The sequence below is a fragment of the Aeribacillus sp. FSL K6-1121 genome, from assembly GCF_038003725.1.
Classification (GTDB): domain Bacteria; phylum Bacillota; class Bacilli; order Bacillales; family Aeribacillaceae; genus Aeribacillus; species Aeribacillus composti.
Genome location: NZ_JBBOPS010000001.1, coordinates 3,653,863 through 3,675,830 on the forward strand (window position 1 = coordinate 3,653,863; position 21,968 = coordinate 3,675,830).

Consider the following 21,968-nt stretch of genomic DNA (forward strand, 5'->3'; position numbering starts at 1 on the left):
GTGAGTGTTGAATGCATTTTTTGACTGAGCAGCTCCTCTCAGGTTTGAATGAACAGCAGCAAAAAGCGACGAAACATACGGAAGGTCCTCTTTTAATCATGGCGGGTGCAGGCAGCGGCAAGACAAGGGTTCTCACCCACCGGATCGCTTATTTAATGGCAGAAAAAGGAGTAGCACCTTGGAATATTCTTGCTATTACCTTCACAAATAAAGCAGCGAGGGAAATGAAAGACCGGATTGAACAACTGCTTGGCCCTGGTGCTGAGGAAATATGGATTTCCACTTTTCACTCGATGTGCGTGCGAATCCTTCGCCGAGATATTGACCGGATCGGCGTCAATCGCAATTTTACGATATTGGATACATCAGACCAATTGTCTGTCATCAAAGGAATTTTAAAAGAACGAAACATTGATCCTAAAAAATATGATCCTCGAGCTATTCTCGGCACTATCAGCAGCGCGAAAAACGATCTCATTTCCCCGGAGGAATTTGCTCGTCAAGCAGGAGATGTGTGGGAGCAAATTGTCAGCGATATCTATATCGACTACCAAAAAAAATTGTTGAAAAACCAAGCTCTTGATTTTGATGACCTCATTATGTCAACGATACTGCTTTTTCAACGTGTTCCAGAAGTACTCGAATATTATCAGCGGAAATTTCAATACATTCATGTTGATGAATATCAAGATACAAACCGCGCACAATACACGCTTGTAAAGATGCTAGCATCCCGTTTTCAAAATATTTGTGTTGTCGGCGATTCGGATCAATCGATTTATCGCTGGCGAGGGGCGGACATCGGAAACATTTTATCGTTTGAAAAAGATTATCCGAACGCTAAAGTGATTTTGCTTGAACAAAATTATCGTTCTACCAAGCGTATTTTGCATGCGGCTAATGAAGTCATTAAAAATAATATGAACAGAAAGCCGAAAAATTTATGGACGGAAAACCCTGAGGGGAAAAAAATTATTTACTACCGGGCTGATCACGAAATTGGGGAGGCCCAGTTTGTCGCCAAGCAAATTCAAGAGCTCGTCCAATCGGGCAAAAGAAGACTTTCCGATATTGCTGTATTGTACCGTACAAATGCACAGTCCCGTGTCATAGAGGAAGTGCTGTTAAAATCGAATATTGATTATAAAATTGTCGGCGGCATAAAGTTCTATGACCGGAAAGAAATCAAGGATATTCTTGCATACATGCGTCTAGTGGCAAACCAGAATGATGATATTAGTTTGGTGCGAATCATCAATGTTCCGAAACGGGGCATCGGTGCATCAACCGTTGAAAAAATAATGAATTATGCAGCCCAGCAAGGTATCTCGATGTTTGCTGCTTTAGAAGAAATGGAACATATCGGGGTCAGCACTCGTGCTATGAAAGTGTTGACGGAATTCCGTGAATTGATCCAGCAGCTGTCACAAATGCAAGACTATGTGTCTGTTACTGAGCTTGTGGAAGAGATTCTTGACAGAACCGGCTACAGGGAGATGCTTAAGCAGGAAAAAACATTGGAAGCCCAAGGTCGTTTAGAGAACATTGATGAATTTTTATCTGTAACTCAAAACTTTGAAAAGCAAAATGAGGACAAAAGCCTCGTCGCCTTTTTAACGGATTTGGCCTTGATTGCGGACATTGACCGCATTGATGAAGAGCAATCGGAGCAGAAAGATTCCGTGTTATTGATGACGATCCATTCGGCAAAAGGTTTAGAGTTTCCGGTTGTATTTATGATCGGGATGGAAGAAGGTGTATTTCCTCACAACCGAGCCTTGATGGAAGAGGCGGAAATGGAGGAAGAGCGCCGGCTGGCATACGTCGGGATAACGCGGGCAGAGGAAGAATTGTATGTAACAAATGCGAAAATGAGGACCCTTTTTGGAAGAACAAACATGAACCCGGAATCTCGTTTTATTGAAGAGATGCCGAAAGAGGTTTTAGAAGACTTAAATGAAAAGAAATCTCCAAAGCCGAAACTAAATAGAACAATCGGAGCGAAATCAGCGGGAGGAGATGTAAAGGCTTGGTCAGTAGGTGATAAAGCCGTGCACGGAAAATGGGGTGTCGGTGTTGTCGTCCGAGTGAAAGGCGATGGGGAGGATCAAGAACTTGACGTGGCATTTCCAAGTCCTGTCGGCATAAAACGGTTGCTTGCTAAATTTGCACCAATTGAAAAAGTACAGTAACTATTTGAAGGAAGGAATTGACACATATGGACAAACGTACGGCAGAAAACCGTGTAAAAGAATTGCACAAGCTTTTGAATCAATATAATTATGAATATCACGTTCTTGACAATCCGTCTGTTCCTGACGCAGAGTATGACCGCCTCATGAGAGAACTAATAGAACTTGAAGAAAAATATCCAGAGCTGAAAACCCCTGATTCTCCCTCCCAGCGGGTGGGGGGCGCTGTTTTAGATGCTTTCCGAAAAGTGGCGCACCGCGTGCCGATGCTAAGTTTGGCAAACGCTTTTAATGAGCAGGACTTGCGTGACTTTGACAGGCGAGTCCGCCAAGCAGTTGGGGATGTCGAATATGTAGTGGAGCTGAAAATTGACGGGCTTGCGGTTTCCCTTCGATATGAAAACGGCCTGTTTGTACAAGGATCAACACGAGGAGACGGCACGACGGGGGAAGATATCACGGAAAATTTAAAAACGATCCGCTCGATCCCTTTGAGACTAAAGAAAAATTTATCGATGGAAGTGCGCGGGGAAGCATTTATGCCGAAAGCATCATTTGAGAAATTAAATGAGGAGCGCATTGCAAAAGGGGAAGTTCCGTTTGCCAATCCGAGAAACGCTGCGGCTGGTTCCTTGCGCCAGCTAGACCCAAAAATTGCCGCGAAACGAAATTTAGATATTTTCGTCTATAACATAGCAGAGCTTGGCGATACCGGAGTGTCTTCTCATAGTGAAGCATTGGACTTGCTTGATGAACTCGGCTTTAAAACAAATCGTGAACGCAGAAAATGCAAAAACATCGACGAAGTGATCGAGCTGCTTGATCAATTGTTGGAAAAGCGCTCTCAGCTTCCGTATGATATTGACGGAGTTGTAATTAAGGTTGATAGTTTGCGTCAGCAGGAAGCGCTCGGGGCAACTGCGAAAAGCCCGAGATGGGCGATTGCCTATAAGTTTCCGGCAGAAGAGGTGGTGACGAAGCTGCTGGATATTGAACTCGCTGTCGGACGCACCGGCGTCATTACCCCAACAGCGATCTTAGAGCCTGTAAAGGTTGCCGGGACAACCGTCAAACGAGCTTCCCTTCATAATGAAGATTTGATTCGGGAAAAAGATATTAAGCTTGGGGACTTCGTCGTCGTGAAAAAAGCCGGGGACATCATTCCTGAAATTGTAAATGTTCTTGTTGACAGAAGAACAGGCAATGAACAGGATTTTCGGATGCCTTCGCACTGTCCTGAATGCAATAGCGAGCTGGTCCGGTTGGAAGGAGAAGTTGCGCTTAGATGCATTAATCCAAAATGTCCGGCGCAAATTCGCGAAGGTCTCATCCATTTTGTTTCCCGAAATGCGATGAATATTGAAGGACTAGGGGAGCGCGTCATCACCCAATTGTTTAAAGAAGGCTTGATTCAAGATGTAGCGGATTTATACAAATTAACAAAACCCCAATTGCTTCAGCTTGAACGGATGGGTGAAAAATCAACGGATAATTTGTTGCACGCGATTGAACGGTCGAAGGAAAATTCGCTGGAGCGCCTTTTATTCGGTTTAGGCATTCGCTATGTCGGCGAAAAAGCCGCCAAGATTTTAGCAGAGCATTTTGAAACAATGGAACGGCTGCAAAGCGCGACAAGAGAACAATTAATCAACATACCGGAAATCGGAGAAAAAATGGCTGATTCCATCGCTACTTTTTTTGAACAGCCTGAAGTAAAAGAATTGATTGAAGAATTAAAGTCGTTCGGCGTCAATATGACGTATAAAGGTCCGAAACGGACAAATTCAGATGAAGGGGATTCGTATTTTGCCGGTAAGACAATCGTTTTAACAGGGAAGCTTGCTGAAATGTCCCGCAATGAAGCAAAAGAACAAATTGAAGCAAGAGGCGGAAAAGTTACTGGCAGTGTGAGCAAAAAAACAGATCTTGTAATCGCTGGTGAAGATGCCGGCAGCAAGCTTGCAAAAGCTCGCGAATTAAACATAGAGGTTTGGGATGAGTCTCGTTTACTTGAAGAACTAAGGAAATAGGAGAGGGAAGGTACCTTGAAAAAACTTTTGATCATAGCGGCAGCGTGCATGGCTGTGCTCAGTGCATGCTCGCAGGACATTGGAGAACCGGAGCAAATTGTACAAGAGACGGAAGAATCAACGGAAGAAAAAGCAATTATACCGAAATACAGAATTTCGGAAGATTATTATAAGATGCTCGTGCCTTTTAAAACGAGTGAAGCGCGAGGGCTTGTGGCAAGCAATCTCAATACAAGATTTGATGTTGATGAATTTGAAACTGGTCTTATGCGGATGGCCAGCGACAAGTTTCCAACGGATAAATATGTGTTTCAAGAAGGACAATATTTAGACAAAAAAACTGTCCAAAACTGGCTTAGCCGCAAGCTGGAAGGAAAAGATTTAGAAGAAGCGAAAAAAAAGGATAAATCTTTCAAAAATGAAGGTTTAAATCCGCCAGAAAGCTCCGAAAAAAGCCCCATTTATGTAACGCATATACTTGAACATAATTACCTTGTAAAAAAAGATGAAAAAACACTTGAGCTTGGCGGAGTGTCAATCGGTTTGGCCTTGAATTCTGTTTATTATTACCGCACGGAAGACGGCATCCAAAAAGAAAATAAAATAGACAAGGCCACCATTGAAAAGAAAGGGAAGGAAATCGCACAAGTGGTTGTGAAGAGGCTTCGAGATATAGAAGGATTAGAAAAAGTGCCGATTGTCGTTTCCCTTTACGAACAAGCGCCTAAATCTTCGATTGTTCCAGGGCACTTTTTTGCAAGAACAATCGTTGATGGTGGAAGCGAAAATATCGGAAAGTGGGAAAATATTAACGAAGAGTATTACTTTTTCCCATCTGAAGAGGGAACAAAGAAAAAACCGGATGATGCCAACACATTTAAACGTTTAAAAGGAGATATTGAAGACTTTTTCCCTAACTACACAGGCGTCATTGGGAAGGCTTTTTATCAAGACGGTGAAATGAAGCAAATGAAAATAGAAATACCGGTTCAGTTTTACGGAAAAACAGAGGTCATAGCCTTTACGCAATTTTTAACTGGAAAAGTTGTGGAATATTACAAAAACTATATTTCTCTGGAAGTGACCATCAACTCTTCAAGAGGTCCGGAAGCGCTCATCGTTAGAGAGCCAGGGCAGGACAAACCGACAGTTCATGTTTTTCAATAAAAAAACAGGTGATTTCAAAAAGGGGGGATTTTGAAATCACCTTTATATTGATCGTTTTTTGGCGGGCATTTGGTTAAACGGTGTTTACCACTTTACAAAAGCAGTACCGACAATGATCAACAAAATGAACAATACTACTATAAGGGCAAATCCGCCGCCGTGTCCGAATCCACCACCGTACCCGAATCCGCCGTCATATCCTCCGTAACCGTAGCCTTGACAAGAACCGAATCCAAAACTCATGTTTTTCACCTCCGAATAATGTACCGTACAATATTTTTATATTCACGAATGAATAAAACGTTTGGACGAATGTACCTATATTTGAATTTTTGGTTGAAGTCCTTCGACGTTTTGAAAATTACATATGAAAAGAAAATCATCTGTAAGAGGGGCTTTTTTCAGCCTGCCTTCGTGCAATATTGTTTCAACATTTCGGGGGTGTTGCTTTATCTGGCTAAAATTTGATATTATCAGAGTATTGCAGTGTGTTCGAAAAAGTGGAGGTGAATTGGAATGTCACGCATTTCGAAAGAACAAGTAAAACATGTTGCGCATCTTGCCCGCTTGGCAATTACGGAAGAGGAAGCAGAGATGTTTACCAATCAGCTTGACGCGATTATAACGTTTGCTGAGCAGTTAAATGAATTGGATACGGAGAACGTTCAACCAACTTCCCACGTTTTGGATATGAAAAATGTCATGCGCGAAGATCAACCTGAGCCGGGTCTTCCACGGGAAGTTGCGTTGAAAAATGCTCCTGACCAAAAAGACGGACAATTCCGCGTACCAGCCATTCTTGAGTAAGGAGGACGAAGCGAACATGGCTCTGTTTGATCATAAAATATCTGAATTAAAACAAATGCTGCACCGAAAAGAAATTTCCGTCTCCGATCTTGTCGATGAGTCTTACAAGCGCATTCAAGAAGTCGACGGAAAGGTAGAAGCTTTCTTAACCCTCGATGAAGAACGAGCCCGAGAAAAAGCAAAACAACTGGATAATGAAATAGGAAAAAAAGATACATACGGTTTATTGTTTGGCATGCCGATAGGAATTAAAGATAACATTGTGACAAAGGATTTACGCACAACCTGTGCAAGCAAAATTCTTGAAAACTTTGACCCAATTTATGATGCAACAGTTATGCGCAAGCTGGAAGAAGCTGAAGCGATTACGATCGGCAAATTAAACATGGATGAGTTTGCGATGGGATCATCCACTGAAACGTCCGCATTTAAAAAGACGAAAAACCCATGGAATTTAGAAGCGGTTCCAGGCGGTTCCAGCGGCGGCAGCGCAGCGGCTGTCAGCGCAGGAGAAGTTCCGTTTGCACTAGGCTCTGATACAGGCGGCTCGATTCGCCAGCCGGCAGCATTCTGCGGGGTTGTTGGCTTGAAGCCTACATATGGACGAGTCTCCCGTTTCGGATTAGTCGCATTCGCGTCTTCATTAGATCAAATCGGACCGATAACAAGAACTGTTGAAGACAACGCTTACCTTCTTCAAGTCATTTCAGGTCTTGATCCAATGGATTCCACAAGTGCAAATGTGGAAGTTCCTGATTATATATCCGCTTTAACTGGAGATATTAAAGGGCTGAAAATTGCGGTTCCAAAAGAGTATTTAGGTGAAGGGGTAAGCCGTGAGTCGCGCGAGGCCGTACTGGCTGCTTTAAAAGTACTCGAAGGATTGGGCGCAGAATGGGAAGAAGTATCTTTGCCGCATTCCAAATACGGTATTGCTACATATTATTTGCTTGCCTCATCCGAAGCATCTGCGAATCTCGCCCGTTTTGACGGAGTCCGCTACGGCTATCGCTCCGACAACGCTGAAACCTTGATCGATATGTATAAACAAACACGCGCGGAAGGCTTTGGAAATGAGGTAAAACGCCGCATTATGCTCGGTACATTTGCATTAAGCTCTGGATATTATGATGCATATTACAAAAAAGCGCAGCAAGTGCGCACGCTTATTAAAAAAGATTTTGAAGACGTTTTTGAAAAATATGACGTCATCATCGGACCGACAACCCCGACTCCAGCATTTAAAATCGGCGAAAAAATTGACGATCCACTCACGATGTATGCGAACGATATTTTAACAATCAATGTGAACCTTGCCGGAGTTCCTGCTATTTCCGTACCTTGCGGATTTGCCAACGGCCTGCCGCTGGGATTGCAAATCATCGGCAAGCATTTTGACGAGAGCACCGTTTATCGCGTTGCCCATGCATACGAACAAGCAACAGACTTCCATAAACAAAAACCGGAACTGTAAGGGGTGAGAACTAATGAACTTTGAAACGGTCATCGGACTTGAAGTACATGTGGAATTGAAAACGAAATCGAAAATCTTTTCCAGTGCACCAAACGCTTTCGGTGCTGAACCAAATACAAACACAACGGTCATTGACCTCGGATACCCGGGAGTTTTGCCCGTTTTAAATAAAGAAGCCGTTGAATTCGCAATGAAAGCTGCGATGGCATTGAACTGCGAAGTGGCTACTTATACAAAGTTTGACCGGAAAAACTATTTTTATCCGGACAACCCGAAAGCATATCAAATTTCCCAATATGATCAGCCGATCGGTCAAAACGGCTGGATTGAAATTGAAGTGAACGGAAAGAAAAAGAAAATCGGCATTACGCGCCTTCATTTAGAAGAGGATGCTGGCAAATTGACGCATACTGGCGACGGCTATTCTCTTGTAGACTTTAACCGTCAAGGAACACCGCTGATTGAAATTGTATCAGAGCCGGACATCCGCTCACCTGAAGAAGCCTATGCATATTTGGAAAAATTAAAATCGATTATTCAATATACTGGCGTATCCGACTGTAAAATGGAAGAAGGATCTCTTCGCTGCGACGCAAACATTTCGCTCCGCCCGATCGGACAAAAAGAATTTGGCACAAAAACAGAATTGAAAAACTTAAACTCATTTAACTTTGTGCGCAAAGGGCTCGAATATGAAGAAAAACGTCAGGCGGAAGTGCTTTTATCCGGCGGCGTCATTCAACAAGAAACACGCCGTTTTGATGAGGCTACAGGGAAAACGATTTTAATGCGCGTTAAAGAAGGATCAGACGATTATCGTTATTTTCCTGAACCTGATTTAGTCACTCTTTACATTGATGATGAGTGGAAAGAAAGAGTCCGGTCATCGATTCCGGAGCTGCCGGATGCGCGCCAAAAACGATATGTTGAAGAGCTTGGACTCCCAGCGTATGATGCTAAAGTGCTGACAATGACGAAAGAAATGTCTGATTTCTTTGAAGCAACAGTTAAAGCCGGAGCTGATGCGAAACAAGCTTCTAACTGGCTGATGGGAGAAGTATCAGCATATTTAAATGCAGAGCAAAAAGAGTTGACTGAAGTTGCGCTCACCCCGGAAAGTCTTGCAGGAATGATCAAGCTGATCGAAAATGGAACCATCTCCTCCAAAATCGCGAAAAAAGTGTTCAAAGAGCTGATTGAAAAAGGTGGAGACCCTGAAAAAATCGTGAAAGAAAAAGGGCTTGTTCAAATTTCTGATGAAGGTGCCATCTTAAAGCTTGTAATCGAAACATTGGATGAAAATGAGCAATCGGTTATCGACTTTAAAAACGGAAAAGATAAAGCGATTGGCTTTCTAGTCGGTCAAATTATGAAAAAAACGAAGGGGCAAGCCAACCCGCAATTAGTAAACAAATTGTTATTACAAGAAATAAAGAAACGATAATTTTAATAGACGCTCAGCTTAGCAGCTGGGTGTTTTATTTATAGTAAAATGGAAATAAAACCCATCCGTGAATTTTTGAAGCTGGAATTTGAAAAAAGTGTTTAAATGGCGAACAGTTTTATCAAAATAAAAATAGAATAAACGTTTATTGACAAAAGTAGTATAAATGAACACAAATGATAGAAAAAACTTGTTTGTTTTGGCAAAAAGGAATAATCTATTAATGATTCTATTTTTACAATAGAAATGGATAGTATAGGATGATGTGAATGAAACGCGCAAGAATCATTTATAACCCCACATCTGGTCGAGAGGCTTTCAAAAAACAGCTCCCTGAAGTTCTTGCTAAATTTGAAGAGGCCGGCTATGAAACATCGTGCCATGCTACTACCGGTGAAGGAGATGCGACAAATGCAGCGAAACAGGCTGCTGAACGCGGGTTTGACCTCATTATCGCTGCGGGTGGAGACGGTACGGTGAACGAAGTTGTGAATGGGCTCGCAGTCATGGAAAATCGTCCGACGCTCGGAATCATCCCCGTCGGAACTACAAACGATTTTGCCCGTGCAATCGGCATTCCCCGCGACAATATTTTGCACGCAGTCGATACGCTGCTGAACGGCGTAAAAAGGAAAATAGACATTGGAAAAGTGAATAACCAATATTTTATTAATATTGCCGGCGGCGGAAAATTAACAGAGCTTACTTATGACGTTCCAAGCAAATTAAAGACCGTTTTAGGACAGCTTGCTTATTATTTAAAGGGCATTGAAATGCTCCCTTCCATCCATCCGACAGAGGTGGAAATTGAATATGATGGCAAGCTGTTTCAAGGAGAGATCATGCTGTTTTTAATCAGCTTGACAAATTCGGTCGGAGGGTTTGAAAAGTTGGCTCCAGACTCAATTTTAAATGATGGCATGTTTGATTTACTGATTTTGAAAAAAGTCAGCCTCGCGGAGTTTATTCGCCTTGCCAGCTTGGCATTAAAAGGCGAGCATATTCACAGTGAAAATGTAATTTATACAAAAGCCAATCGGATAAAAGTAAAGACAGAAGACAAAATGCAGTTAAACTTGGACGGCGAATACGGAGGACTCCTGCCTGCTGAATTTGAAAACCTGTATCAATATATTGAGATCATCATGTCGAAAGAAAAAGCAGAAAAAAACGCGCCAATTGAAAAGAGCAGCGAATAGGCTGCTCTTTACCGTTTTTGAATAGATGAAATGCGGCTCCCCGCGCTAATTTCAACGATTTATATGACTTGTCTGCAACATTTTGCTTAAAAAAACCACTGCAAAAGCTTTGCAGGCAGCTTGTTAAACAAAATGTAATGAAAGAAAGGTGCAGCTGTTTTTACAGCCTTGCTTTCAAGCTGGAAAAACGAAATTTTTATTTTCCATAATGGTAATGATCGCTTTCAATTTTATTGACAAGTTTTAACAACTCAATGACGTTCAATTCATATAATTGTTGTCCATCTTCCCCTTTGTAAACACCGTTGGCAATAAGCTGTTCGATGAGTGACTCTTTAAAACTTTGATCCATGTAAATTCACTCCTTCAGCTAATATAGACGCTTTTTCATCAACCAATGTTACGTGCCGCCCTTTTATATTTTCATTACAATAGTATTTCCTATTATGACAATAATAAAATCACTTGGGTCATTTTTACGGTTGTGATACAATTTTTTCAGTTCATTCTGATCAAAAAGGAAGAAAACAACATGGAAGCACCAGTGAAGAAAAATGATTATTACGATGTATTGTTTGAAGATTTAACACATGACGGGGCAGGAGTAGCCAAAATCAACGGCTTTCCTTTATTTGTCCCGAATGCTTTGCCTGGAGAAAAGGGAACAGTCAAAGTTGTCAAAGTAAAAAAAGGCTATGGATACGGACGTCTCATGAAATTATCGGAAACAAGCCCGGATCGGGCAGATGCGCCTTGTCCCATATACAAACAATGCGGAGGCTGCCAGCTTCAGCATGTAAGCTATGACGGCCAACTGCGCCATAAGCAAAAAATAGTAAAAGAAACGCTTGCCCGCATCGGAAAAGTGGATGTAGAAAAAGTCACGGTTCATCCAACGATCGGAATGAGCGATCCTTGGAATTATCGAAATAAAGCACAGGTTCCAATCGGGGAGCGGGAAGGCGCCCTGATTGCAGGCTTTTATCAGCAAAGAACGCACGAAATTATCGATATGGAGAGATGTCTCATTCAGCAGACGGAAAACGATCGAATTGTCCGAGAAGTTAAAGCGATATTGAACCGCTATCACATCCGGGCTTACAACGAACAAACCCATCAAGGATGGCTGCGCCATATCGTTGTCCGCTACGGGTATCAAACAAAGCAAGCGATGCTTGTTTTCGTTACCCGAACAGCTGATTTTCCACATAAAAAGAAAATTTTAGCTGAAATTACCGCTAAATTTCCAAACATTCGATCGATTGTCCAAAACATAAACCCGAAACGGACAAACGTCATATTTGGCGAAGAAACAAAGCTGCTTTCGGGTTTGGAATATATATATGATTATATCGGATCAATTAAGTTTGCCATTTCCGCACGCTCTTTTTACCAAGTGAACCCTGAACAGACGAAGGTGCTTTACGAAAAAGCGTTAGAATACGCCGAACTTACCGGAGAAGAAACGGTCATCGACGCCTATTGCGGGATCGGAACGATTTCACTCTTCCTTGCGCAAAAAGCTAAAAAAGTGTACGGCGTGGAAATTGTGCCCGATGCCATTGAAGATGCCGAACGAAATGCAAAACTAAACGGCATCGAGAACGTTGAATTTGCCGTCGGTGAAGCAGAGGAGATCATGCCCAAATGGCATGAACAAGGAATTCGCGCAGACGTCATCGTCGTGGATCCTCCTCGAAAAGGCTGCGATCATTCACTGCTTCAAACAATTATAGCAATGAAACCAAAAAAAGTCGTCTACGTCTCCTGCAACCCGGCGACATTAGCGCGCGACATTGCCATCCTAGAACAAGGCGGCTACGAAACAAAAGAAGTCCAGCCAGTCGACATGTTCCCGCATACGGCGCATGTGGAGTGTTGTGTGTTGCTAAAAAAAATATAAAAAGTATAGAAAAGCTCGTTTAACTCTCTATTTTTAGACGAACTTTTCCTAAATTATAAAATTATTTTGTATTTAACTCGTTATAAAAACCAAAAGGGTATTATACGAATTCAATTGGAGCCACATTAAAAAATGCAGGTAAAGCAAATGAGAATCAATTAAAAAAAATTGAATCCAATAAGAAAGAGGCAATTCAAGCAGTAGAAAAAATATATAGTAAATCTAATATAATCTGCTTTCAGATTGAAATAACCGATTAGATAATCATTCATAAAAGTGGTGTCTAAAAAGTCCATTTCAGTGTAATTGTGTTTTTCAAAGTTAAAATCCAAGAATGTTGGTATTTTAGCATTCTTGGGTTTTAGTTTTTTCAAGATTTTTGATGAAAACGATTTTATATAGTCACGTTTTATCACTAGCATTGCAGTAATTAAATCTGATGATTCAAAATACTAAGAATGTTCAATTTTTTATTGATTTCGAAACAAAAAAATCCTTTACAATGGAAGTACAGGTGGTTCCTGTCCAAATCCAATCGTAAAGGATAACCATTATGGACAAGAATACACTAATTTCATCATTTGGTAAATGGGTTTCACCCATAAATATTCAAAAACTTAGCGAACAAGTCAAAGAATTGAAACAGGACTATTACACAAAAAAGCTGACAACAGAAGCCTATATTAAACTTTTATTGGTAGCCCAGCTGCTCGAATTTACGAGCTTAGAGGAAATGAGTGATGCACTTGTAGACGAAGATCTTCAAAAAGCACTCGGATTTGAATCGATAAGTGCCTCTCAGCTATCCCGAAAAAACAATCAGATCAACCCACTAATTCTTGCAAATTTGTTCTTGGATCTTGTTTGGAAAATTCAACGGCACCATTATCAAAACGGAAAGAATATGCCACTGAAAATCATTGATTCAAGTACACTCCCGTTGAATTTGACCCATTATAAATGGGCAAAATTCCGTAAAACAAAAGCTGGTGTAAAGCTACACTTACGGCTCGTTTTCATGGATAAAGACACCGTCTATCCTGAAAAAGCAGTGATTACGACAGCAAAAGAACATGACCGAAATCAACTCGAAGTCCTAGTGGATGATCAAGAAGCCATGTATGTGTTTGACCGCGGTTATGTGGACTATGAACGTTTTGATCGGATGACAGATGATGGCTATTTCTTCGTTTCAAGACTGAAGAAAAACGCAGTCATTCGTGAAGTCTATACATTTTCACTTCCTGATGATTGTCACGTTCTATCCGATAAAATGGTCTACATTGGTACCACACAAAATCGTACTGAAAATGTCTTTCGTCTACTAGAAGTTACGGACACAAAAGGGAACTTACTTCGTTTCATCACCAACCGATTTGATTTAAAACCAGAAGAGATAAGTGATATTTACCGATCTCGCTGGGCTATTGAGCTCTTTTTCAAATGGCTCAAGCAACACGTGGAAATTAAGCACTTTTATGGGATGAGTGAAACAGCTATTCAAAATCAAATTTTCTTAGCCCTTATCACGTATTGCTTACATGTTCTCATTCAATTGGAGATGAAAAGTAAGAAATCTCTACTTCGAATTACTCGTTGGTTAAAGAGAGCTCTGTGGAAACCAGCTTATGTTTGGTTGCGAAAATTTGATGGGCGAGCCAGTCCATAATCTCCCTTTTGTCGTTGTCGCTCTGGTTTAACTGTATATATTTACCAAATGGGCAGTGCCACCTTTCTTTAGGTTTTGTCTTTTTGGCACAAATTCACAAAAATTAATTAACAGAAAATTCTAACTATATTTATGCAATGCTAATGGAAATAAATAAAAAATAGGTAATTATTTACTTGACAAACATCCATTTAAACTTTAATAAGAGAATTGATTATGAGATAATAAAACGTGAAAAGTCAAGGTTTTGACAATCGATAGGGGTGTTTCGTTTTGAAAGCAATCTATAACATGATTTTTGACATTATTAAAGATAGTGATATCCAAGATAAACGTGTTTCGAAAAAGAATTTAGCTAAAGTGATTTATTATCGAATAATGATTGCTCGTTTAGGAGAAGAAGATAATAATTTTTGGTGGGAATCAAGAATACTAAGTTCAGTAGGTAGATTGAATATGATACCATTTTTACCAAAAACCTTCTTTCAACAGAGATTTGATATGGCAATTAAAGCGGTAAGACAAAAGGAAATTAACACAATACATGTTAATAAAGTAATTACCCTATTTCATTTTGGGTATGAATTTGAAAAAAAAGTATTTGAACCTGCATTAAAAATGTTAACCAGTAGAAAAGAATGGAAAGATATTCTGTTAGAAATCGAAAAGATTGAAAATATATCTTTTACTAAACATTGGGCGAGAGATTTCTTCGATGAACATCGATTGCAGACTTTTGAAAATGTTTCTGGTAACGCATTCGAAATTGGCTCAAAGACAAGACATTTTTATATACATAATGAAGAACTTGAAGAGGTCATACATAATTTAGTATCAGTTTATGATTATGCAAGTAAAGGCCAAATTACAATACCTTATTATAAGAGAGTTGCAGTGGACTAATGAGCAGTAAATATATTGCGGATTTAAAAACAACAGGACCGGTTTTTGAGGATTCCTTAAATATTCTAAAAAGGTTATTTGAATTAAATAGTATTGAAAAATTAGAAAATGAGTTATTTGAAAAAAACTTATTACTAAAAGCATCCAAGAGAAGAATTGAAAATGTATATGGATCCATAAAAAAAAGGTACATCAGCAATATAACGAATGCAAATATTGCTAATAATCCTTTTTTAATAACAATTAATCACTTGAGTAAAGAAGAAGCTGTTTTGATTCTTTACTATTATCTTTGTCTCTCAGATCGTCTTATATATGATTTTGTTATTGATACTGTTTATTCACGTTATATTAAAGGATTCCTTGGAGTTTCAAATCTAGATTCAGAAAACTTCCTTATAAAATCCTCAGAAACACATGAAGAAATGAAAAACTGGTCAGAAAGGACTTATAAAGATCTAAAAACGGCTCTTATTACAGTATTATTGGAAATCGGTTTTATTAAAAATAGGAAAAATCCTGTATTTAACGAATCTTTGTATATTTCAAATAAGGTATTTGGTTACTTACTTTATTTTAATAAAGACATTATAAAAACTATAGACCATTTAAATAACCATGATGATTTTAAACTTTTTCTTCTTGATAAAGCACATAGAAAATTATTATTAAAAGAATTAGAAACAAATGGAGTAGTATATCTTGATGATGAAGGAAAAGAAATTAAGATAGAGTACCTATTTCCGTCTTTAAAGGAGTATGTTGAAAACTATGTTGTCGGAAAAAATGCATAAGTTAAAAAGTATGATTTTCAATGATCAATTAGCATGGAGTAGACAGGCTGGGGTACCCTTTATTTTAATTGCGATTGATGAAACAGAGCAACTATACCTACTACCTAAGCTAGAGGAACTTCAACGTGATGGAGATATTCAAGGATATTCAGTGGAAATAGTAAATGTTGAAATGCTACTTTACGAACTATTGCTAAAAGATGAGAATGGTGACTTATCCGATATATATGAATTTGAGCAGGAGGATTTTCCCGAATTTCAAACCGAAATGCAAAATACCTTATTTAAATTGATATATCAATGGATTCTTGAAAAGTCTGAACAACTAGGTAAGAACGGAAGACTATTATTTACAAGGGTAGGGAGTATAGCTTCACATTTTAGGTTGATTCAGTTGCTTTCAAAATTGGAAAATAAAGTATCGATTCCTTTATGTTTTTTCATTCCGGGTACCGTGAATTCTAATCAGTTTATTATGCTAGATGATATTGATATAAGTGGATCTCGTGCATTTTATTTATAAAGGGGTGAGATAGATGACTAAGATACATACGATTTTTAGAGATAAAATTACAAGAGATATCAATCCTGTTGTAAAGGTTCAAGATCAAAATAAAGAACATATACGGCAGGAACTTCAAGAATATGTAATAACGGAACAAATACGAGGACATTTCAAAAAGGCTTTTGAAAATTATTTAAATGGTTCAAAATATTGCTATTGGATTTCAGGTTGGTTTGGTTCCGGAAAATCCCATTTTACTAAATTGTTTGGTCATGTTTTAGGTGATTATGAATTTGAAAATACCACTAGTTCGGAAATATTCTTAAGTAGAGATGAATCATCGGTTCTTCGTCCTTTAGTTGAAGAAATTCGAGAAAAATACAGAACAGAAGTATTAATGTTTGATATTTTAGAGGAAACATCTTACGACAGCAATAACCAACAACAAAGTATATCTATAACTATTTATAAACAATTTCTCTCCTATTTAGGTTTTTATAGTCATATTCTTTGGGTTGGTGAGTTAGAATACGACTTATACGATCAAGGGATATATGATGAATTTAAAATTGAATATGAAAAATTGAGTGGGAAAAGCTGGTTAGAAGCTCGTGAAAAACCAGCTCGGCAAAAATCGAAAATCGCTAAAACACTTAGCAAGATCAAATCAGATGATTTCCCTTCCGAAACTATTGCCCTGGATTATATAAATAGTATTCAAACTGACTTTTCTATGTCGCCAAAACGGTTAATTGAAGTTTTGAAATCTTATATAGAAAAGAAACAAAATAATTTAGATAAAGAACTTAGATTTTTATTATTAATTGATGAGATGGGACAGTTTATAGCGAGAGATGATCAAAAAATAAGTGAATTACAAGGAATATCTCATCAAGTAGATGTGACCGGAAAAGGTAAAATTTGGCTTGGGGTTACTGCCCAAGAAAAGTTAGAAGCTGTTGTTGAAGATGCGATTAAATATAATGACGAATTAGGGAAAATAGCGGATCGTTTTGAAATAAAAATTCATTTAACACCAGAAAATCTAGATGATGTTTTATATGAGCGTGTCTTAAAGAAAACATCTGAAGGAAGAAATACTTTAGAAGATGAATACGAAAGATTTTCAGGTAAATTGGAATCTATTTTAGATTTTTCAGATGCAGACAGAAAATTTCCTGAAATAACAAAAGAATACTTTGTGAAGGCATACCCTTTTATACCTTATCAATTAGGAATAATAAAAGATATTTTTATTAAATTTTTGCAACGTACTGAATCTAATAAGAAACTTGGCGGAACAAATAGGAGTATGATTAAAACCACGCAAGGTATTTTAACTAATCCTGAAAATCAATTTGACAAAATGGAAATCGGTTATTTTGTTACGCTGGATCAGGTATATGCTGAAGCAAGGGCTTCCGATTTTGTACCATCAACGGTCATTGATACTGTTGAAGAAGTAGAAAAGGCAGACCCAGAAAACCATGAGTTTACAAAAAAGGTTTTAAAAGTACTATACCTTTTAGATTCAATTAGTTATTTACCAAGAACTTTAGATAATATTACGAAATTACTCTTTAACCATATTGAAGTTAATTTTCATGATTTAAGAACGAAAGTTGAAAATTCCTTAAAGAAGCTTACAAAAACGGGGTTTGTAGAAAGAGAAGGTGAAATTTATAGTTTTCTTACACCTGAAGAGCAAAGTTTCCGTGAAATAGTACTAGCAGAACAAGAGGAAGTAAGAACAAGAGCTATTTCCATTTATGTAAAGGACTTAGTAAAAGAGTTATTTAATCAGAATCGAACTCAATATAAACAAATTAGTCTTTTTTCCGTTGATATGTATGCTGATGAAGAAAAATATGCAAACGGGAAGGATATATCATTTGAAGCTTTGAGTCCGGTCATTCTTTCTAATGATGAAACTTTACGTGGTAAAAAGAGAAAGGAATCAATTAATGATGAAAGCAGAATTTACTGGCTTGCAGAACCTAATGAAGAAATAGAAGAATTTATAAGGGAATATCTCGCCCGTCAAGCTGCAATTAATAATCAAAGAGAAAAAGCAGACGAGGAAAAACTCTTCTTTCTTAGAAAAGAGGAACAAAAAAATCAAAACCTTTCTTTAGAGATTAAACGTAAGATAAAGTCATCATTTTTATCTGGTTCTTACTTATATCGAGGGAAGGAATTTGATCTTCCAAAAGGAGAAGAAATTAAACCTATTTTTGATGAGTTAATTGGGATCGTTATCCCTGTAGTTTATACCCGATTTGATGATGTAAGTGTTAAAATTACTTCAAGTCAAATTGATGAAGTATTTAAGCCAAGTCTGTATTCAACTTCAGCAGTGTTTAAAGAATTGAATATTCTGGATAAAGATAATCAAATAAATCAAAGTGCCAAAGTATTAAATGAAGTTTTAACAGAAATTAAGTCAAGAAATGCCCGGTTTGGTGTTTGCACAGGCAATGATTTATTGGAATTATTCAGCAATCGTCCTTATGGATGGGATAGTTTAGCTATTCGTTTCTTCTCAGCATTATTGTTCCGTGGAGGGTTTATTGAACTTGAAGTAAAAGGTAAACCAATTAGAAGTTATACTGAATCAGGAGTAAAAGAAATTTTTGAGAAAGAGCCTAACTTTAAAACTGCTCAGCTAATAGAAGTGAAGAATGTTGATCCCGCAATCCGACAGCAATGTAAAAGAATTTTAGAAGCAAATTTTAACGAGACAGTAGAAGCAGATACAATCCCGGAATATTATCAAAAGGCAATAAAAATCTCAAATAAATTACTAAGACAAGTTCAAGGATTAATTGTATCTGCAAGGGACAACGATTTACCTATTATTAATTCATTAGAGAAAATAGAAACTGAATACGATAAAGTAATCAATAAAAATCATTCAAGTGACGTCGTTATCTCATTTGTGGATGTGTATCAGCAACTGACAGATGAAATGAATTTAATGAGTAAATTTGATAAATTTATTTCTAATGAAAATATAAATGTTTTAAAAGAAATTAAAAAATTTATCTTTGAGATTTGGGAACCACAACAATTTCCAAAAGATGATTCTCTTGAAAAATTGGTTCTTTTCATTAAATCTCAGCTACAGACGGTAGAATTTCTAGATAATTGGAGTGACATCAAGGGTAGATATTTGGAAATAAAAACTTACTATGACTCCGTGTTTTTGGACATTCATCAAACAGTAATGAAAAATATAGAACAAATGATGAATGAAATTGAAAATCTACCTCAATTCCATTTGTTTGATGTTTTTGAACAACGGAGAATTTTGGAACCGTTAAGCAAATATTATGAAGACTCTGCTTCGAAAAGTAAATATAACTATGATTTCTTAGAACAATTAAAAAATGCACTTCCTAGTTATAAACAGAAAGCTATTGCAATATATGGAGATTTATTAAAAGAATTGAATAGATCAGTTAACACAACTATTGAAGATGAAGAAAATAACGATAATCCTAAACCGGTATTTAAACAAATTAGATTAAGCGATTTTATGAAAATGAGACAAATTTCTTCTGATAAAGAGATTGAGGAATTTGTAAAAGAATTAGAAGAAAAACTGAAGGAAGAATTGAGAAAAGTTGATTACTTCATCTTATCTTAATAAAGATAGAAGGGATCGAAACTTATGAAACCAGAACAAAAAAAAGCGATAAATCGAACCATATTAAAATGTCGAAAAATACTTGAACAGGACATAGAAAACCAACTTATAACTTACGGTATATTGTTGGGTGAACCTTGGATTGAGAAAGATAAGTTATCATTGTCGGATGAACAGGAACAGATTTATAAGGATTTGCGTGATGCCATTGGAAAAGAGATGAAAGGTGGGCTTTCTGAAAAGGAAGCCCTTATCTCCTATATTCGTGAAGTAACTTATACATACCTTAATCGGATTGCTGCTCTGAGGGTAATGGAAGTAAGGGGACTAATGGAAGAAGTTTTAATCCAAAGGGAAGAATACGGTAATCGTTCATATGGACATCGAAACTTTTTTGAAGTTGCGAGGGAGTATTGTAAATCACAATCGGACGAGGGCTTATCGTATTTAATTTCTTTACTATTTAATGAAATCTCATCCGATATTGGGTTACTGTTCAATACTGAAGATGAATACTCGATTATTGGACCGTCAAATCAAGCATTACTTGAAATTATCCAGTCGCTTACAACGGAAATTGATGAAGAAGCTTGGCAGCAGGACGAAATTATAGGATGGATTTATCAATATTTCAATGAAGAAGAAAAAGATGATGTTTTTGATCGTTTATATAATAAAAAAGAAAAAATAAAAAGTATTGATATACCTGCGGCCACCCAGTTATTTACTCCTGATTGGATTGTAGAATGGATTATTGATAATTCTTTAGGGAAATTACGTGAAGAAATGATTAGTGGGGAAAGAGAACGTAAAAAATTAGAAGAAATAAAACTTCTAGATCCGGCTTGTGGAAGCGGTCACTTTTTAGTAAAAGCATATGATTTATTCTATCAATATTATGTAGAAGAGGGTTATCCAAAAGAACAAATTCCCTTCTTAATTTTAAAACATAATCTATATGGAATTGACATCGATGCAAGGGCAGTCCAATTAACAGCTTTAATATTATATACTCAACTTTCTCACAGTAAATTGGATTTCTAAGCCTTACGGTTAATGGGTTTGTTGGTTGTTTCGTGTGTAAAAGATTTGCAAAAAAACACCTCAACTTTTGGTATAGTTTAATTGTCCAGAAAAAACATTACCAAAAGCAGGTGAGGTGTCTCTTATTATGATAACGAATAACAGACTGAACAATCAACTACCAAAAGAAGTAAAAGCTATATTTGATGAACTTGAAATCTTAAAATATTTAAGGAAAGTGGGAATTAACAAGGGTTTCGGTTATTCCTGCGCCTATTTATTCCAGCTAGTTTTTAGTTTAGTTTTTGAAGGCAAAAATTTGTTTCGACTTCTTCAAAGTAAAAAAGCTAAAGATTTGCCGGAAAAAAACGCTATTTATCGCTTCTTAAATAACCCTCAATACAATTGGCGCAGGTTTTTACTTGTTTTGAGTACTTTCACCATTATGAAGGTAAGTAGTTTAACGAGACACGACCGTCCGAAAGTGCTGATCGTGGACGACACATCTTATGAACGAACACGCAGTAAAAAGGTTGAACTGCTTGCTCGCTGTTTCGATCATTCTTCTCAAAAAATGCGTTATTACAAAGGATTTCGTATGCTTACACTCGGCTGGTCAGATGGTGCTACATTTTTGCCTATTGATTTTGCTTTATTAAGCTCTACGAATTCCACAAATCAATGGGATTGATAACCGAATCGATAAGCGTACATCCGGTTATAAGCGGCGTGTCGAAGCACACAAAAGCGCCGGAAGTTATTCACCAACACACCAGACTGTACTTTATCGGATCAAGAAATCATTCGTATTTATGGGATACGTTGGGATATTGAAGTATTCTTCAAAACAGTCAAATCCTTATTGAAACTCCAAAAAGAGTTCCAAGGAAGATCTTATGATTCCATGATCAGCCATACCACTATTGTGTTTACAAGGTACATTGTTTTGTCTTGGCAAAACCGAGTAAGTACAGATTATCGAACATTAGGCGGCATTTTTTATGAACTTTGTGATGAAATCGATGAACTAGATTGGGCCTTTGCACTTCAACTACTCATTGAAATTCTTGAAGATGCACTTCAAAATGTAAATCAAAAGATTAAAAAATTCATCGAAAGTCAATTACGTAAATGGATTGTAGTTTTGCCTAATTATATCAAGGCTTATTTACCAAAATTGAGCTGCGAAAGTTGAGTTATATATTAAAG

Annotated in this window: 16 protein-coding genes and 1 pseudogene; 15 read left to right on the forward strand and 2 right to left on the reverse strand. The window is 37.6% G+C overall.

The window, feature by feature from the left end:
* Positions 1-11: 11 nt before the first annotated feature.
* From pcrA to NSQ61_RS17825, 3 genes are read left to right on the forward strand one after another with little or no spacing between them, the layout of a single operon-like run.
* Positions 12-2,192: a DNA helicase PcrA gene (gene pcrA, locus NSQ61_RS17815; RefSeq protein ID WP_340807750.1), complete on the forward strand. Its 2,181-nt coding sequence runs from the start codon at positions 12-14 to the stop codon at positions 2,190-2,192.
* 26 nt (positions 2,193-2,218) lie between these two features.
* On the forward strand, positions 2,219-4,222 hold the full coding sequence (gene ligA / locus NSQ61_RS17820; RefSeq protein ID WP_066250775.1) for an NAD-dependent DNA ligase LigA: 2,004 nt from the start codon (positions 2,219-2,221) through the stop codon (positions 4,220-4,222).
* A gap of 15 nt (positions 4,223-4,237) precedes the next feature.
* A complete protein-coding gene (locus NSQ61_RS17825) occupies positions 4,238-5,389 on the forward strand; it encodes a CamS family sex pheromone protein (protein ID WP_066250778.1) in 1,152 nt (383 codons plus the stop codon).
* Positions 5,390-5,473: 84 nt separating this feature from the next.
* Here the strand turns inward: NSQ61_RS17825 and NSQ61_RS17830 are convergent, their stop codons facing one another.
* Positions 5,474-5,632 (reverse strand): YjcZ family sporulation protein, encoded by a 159-nt coding sequence (locus NSQ61_RS17830; protein WP_082829587.1) that lies wholly within the window; start codon positions 5,630-5,632, stop codon positions 5,474-5,476.
* Positions 5,633-5,905: 273 nt separating this feature from the next.
* Here NSQ61_RS17830 and gatC point away from each other — a divergent pair, with 273 nt between their 5' ends.
* From gatC to NSQ61_RS17850, 4 genes are all read left to right on the forward strand, one after another.
* On the forward strand, positions 5,906-6,196 hold the full coding sequence (gatC, locus tag NSQ61_RS17835; protein WP_063388808.1) for an Asp-tRNA(Asn)/Glu-tRNA(Gln) amidotransferase subunit GatC: 291 nt from the start codon (positions 5,906-5,908) through the stop codon (positions 6,194-6,196).
* 16 nt (positions 6,197-6,212) lie between these two features.
* Positions 6,213-7,670: an Asp-tRNA(Asn)/Glu-tRNA(Gln) amidotransferase subunit GatA gene (gene gatA / locus NSQ61_RS17840; protein ID WP_094244375.1), complete on the forward strand. Its 1,458-nt coding sequence runs from the start codon at positions 6,213-6,215 to the stop codon at positions 7,668-7,670.
* A 13-nt stretch (positions 7,671-7,683) separates the two neighbouring features.
* A complete protein-coding gene (gene gatB, locus NSQ61_RS17845) occupies positions 7,684-9,114 on the forward strand; it encodes an Asp-tRNA(Asn)/Glu-tRNA(Gln) amidotransferase subunit GatB (RefSeq protein ID WP_340807752.1) in 1,431 nt (476 codons plus the stop codon).
* A gap of 269 nt (positions 9,115-9,383) precedes the next feature.
* Positions 9,384-10,313, forward strand: coding sequence for a diacylglycerol kinase (locus NSQ61_RS17850; RefSeq protein ID WP_063388805.1), 930 nt, complete (start codon positions 9,384-9,386; stop codon positions 10,311-10,313).
* A 196-nt stretch (positions 10,314-10,509) separates the two neighbouring features.
* Here the strand turns inward: NSQ61_RS17850 and NSQ61_RS17855 are convergent, their stop codons facing one another.
* Positions 10,510-10,665, reverse strand: coding sequence for a Fur-regulated basic protein FbpA (locus NSQ61_RS17855; RefSeq protein WP_082829588.1), 156 nt, complete (start codon positions 10,663-10,665; stop codon positions 10,510-10,512).
* Positions 10,666-10,845: 180 nt separating this feature from the next.
* Between NSQ61_RS17855 and rlmD the strand changes: the two genes are divergently transcribed.
* The 8 genes and pseudogenes from rlmD to NSQ61_RS17895 all read left to right on the forward strand — a co-directional run bounded on the left by rlmD (position 10,846) and on the right by NSQ61_RS17895 (position 21,954).
* The gene (gene rlmD / locus NSQ61_RS17860; protein WP_340807755.1) at positions 10,846-12,216 is read left to right on the forward strand and encodes a 23S rRNA (uracil(1939)-C(5))-methyltransferase RlmD; all 1,371 of its coding nucleotides are present in this window, start codon (positions 10,846-10,848) and stop codon (positions 12,214-12,216) included.
* Positions 12,217-12,769: 553 nt separating this feature from the next.
* Positions 12,770-13,885 carry an IS4 family transposase gene (locus tag NSQ61_RS17865; RefSeq protein ID WP_340806227.1) on the forward strand — a complete coding sequence of 372 codons (1,116 nt, stop codon included), beginning with the start codon at positions 12,770-12,772 and terminating at the stop codon, positions 13,883-13,885.
* A gap of 273 nt (positions 13,886-14,158) precedes the next feature.
* On the forward strand, positions 14,159-14,788 hold the full coding sequence (gene brxE, locus NSQ61_RS17870; RefSeq protein WP_340807757.1) for a BREX-6 system BrxE protein: 630 nt from the start codon (positions 14,159-14,161) through the stop codon (positions 14,786-14,788).
* A complete protein-coding gene (locus tag NSQ61_RS17875; protein ID WP_340807759.1) occupies positions 14,788-15,582 on the forward strand; it encodes a BrxA family protein in 795 nt (264 codons plus the stop codon). Before brxE ends, NSQ61_RS17875 begins: the two co-directional genes overlap by 1 nt.
* On the forward strand, positions 15,560-16,105 hold the full coding sequence (locus NSQ61_RS17880; protein ID WP_157727847.1) for a BREX protein BrxB domain-containing protein: 546 nt from the start codon (positions 15,560-15,562) through the stop codon (positions 16,103-16,105). The genes NSQ61_RS17875 and NSQ61_RS17880 overlap by 23 nt, the downstream gene beginning before the upstream one ends.
* A 13-nt stretch (positions 16,106-16,118) precedes the next feature.
* Entirely contained in the window at positions 16,119-19,736 is a 3,618-nt protein-coding gene (gene brxC, locus NSQ61_RS17885; RefSeq protein ID WP_340807761.1) for a BREX system P-loop protein BrxC, read from the forward strand.
* A gap of 24 nt (positions 19,737-19,760) precedes the next feature.
* Complete coding sequence (locus NSQ61_RS17890; protein WP_340807763.1) at positions 19,761-20,780, forward strand: DNA methyltransferase; 1,020 nt, start codon at positions 19,761-19,763, stop codon at positions 20,778-20,780.
* Between the two features lie 127 nt (positions 20,781-20,907).
* Positions 20,908-21,954 (forward strand): annotated as a pseudogene (locus tag NSQ61_RS17895) (transposase).
* Positions 21,955-21,968 lie beyond the last annotated feature (14 nt).

Coding starts and splice junctions, on each gene's coding strand:
- NSQ61_RS17865 (WP_340806227.1), top strand. CDS start 12,770: ATGGACAAGAATACACTAATTTCATCATTTGGTAAATGGGTTTCACCC.
- NSQ61_RS17855 (WP_082829588.1), bottom strand. CDS start 10,665: ATGGATCAAAGTTTTAAAGAGTCACTCATCGAACAGCTTATTGCCAAC.
- NSQ61_RS17850 (WP_063388805.1), top strand. CDS start 9,384: ATGAAACGCGCAAGAATCATTTATAACCCCACATCTGGTCGAGAGGCT.
- brxC (WP_340807761.1), top strand. CDS start 16,119: ATGACTAAGATACATACGATTTTTAGAGATAAAATTACAAGAGATATC.
- pcrA (WP_340807750.1), top strand. CDS start 12: ATGCATTTTTTGACTGAGCAGCTCCTCTCAGGTTTGAATGAACAGCAG.
- NSQ61_RS17880 (WP_157727847.1), top strand. CDS start 15,560: ATGTTGTCGGAAAAAATGCATAAGTTAAAAAGTATGATTTTCAATGAT.
- NSQ61_RS17830 (WP_082829587.1), bottom strand. CDS start 5,632: ATGAGTTTTGGATTCGGTTCTTGTCAAGGCTACGGTTACGGAGGATAT.
- ligA (WP_066250775.1), top strand. CDS start 2,219: ATGGACAAACGTACGGCAGAAAACCGTGTAAAAGAATTGCACAAGCTT.
- gatC (WP_063388808.1), top strand. CDS start 5,906: ATGTCACGCATTTCGAAAGAACAAGTAAAACATGTTGCGCATCTTGCC.
- gatB (WP_340807752.1), top strand. CDS start 7,684: ATGAACTTTGAAACGGTCATCGGACTTGAAGTACATGTGGAATTGAAA.
- NSQ61_RS17890 (WP_340807763.1), top strand. CDS start 19,761: ATGAAACCAGAACAAAAAAAAGCGATAAATCGAACCATATTAAAATGT.
- gatA (WP_094244375.1), top strand. CDS start 6,213: ATGGCTCTGTTTGATCATAAAATATCTGAATTAAAACAAATGCTGCAC.
- rlmD (WP_340807755.1), top strand. CDS start 10,846: ATGGAAGCACCAGTGAAGAAAAATGATTATTACGATGTATTGTTTGAA.
- NSQ61_RS17875 (WP_340807759.1), top strand. CDS start 14,788: ATGAGCAGTAAATATATTGCGGATTTAAAAACAACAGGACCGGTTTTT.